Origin of the sequence: Mesorhizobium prunaredense, from assembly GCF_900156895.1 — a bacterium.
GTDB classification, from domain to species: Bacteria; Pseudomonadota; Alphaproteobacteria; order Rhizobiales; family Rhizobiaceae; genus Mesorhizobium; species Mesorhizobium prunaredense.
The window spans coordinates 1-232 of record NZ_FTPD01000047.1 but is presented as its reverse complement, the minus strand read 5'-3'; the positions used below and the strand labels follow the sequence as shown (position 1 = coordinate 232).

The following is a 232-nucleotide window of genomic DNA, read 5'->3' as shown; positions in this document are numbered from 1 at the left end:
GCCTCCTTGAGGCCGACGAAGCGCGCGATGAGATAGAGGGCGAGATCCTGCCAGTTCGAGCCGCCCCCGGCCATGACGATGCGCTGGGCCTCGCCGCTCAGCACCAGCGACTGGCCCGGCTTCACCTTCACGCCGGGATAGTTGTTAGCGAGCGTTGCGACATAGCCCCAATGGATTGTGGCCTCGCGATTTTCCAGCAACCCCGCTTCGCCGAGCAGGACCGCGCCGGAAC

At 65.9% G+C, this 232-nt stretch carries 1 protein-coding gene; it reads right to left on the bottom strand.

Translation table 11 applies throughout. The features are described from left to right. Positions 1-232: type 1 glutamine amidotransferase family protein (locus BQ8794_RS27340; RefSeq protein ID WP_483189064.1), on the bottom strand; the 232-nt coding region annotated here is incomplete at both ends.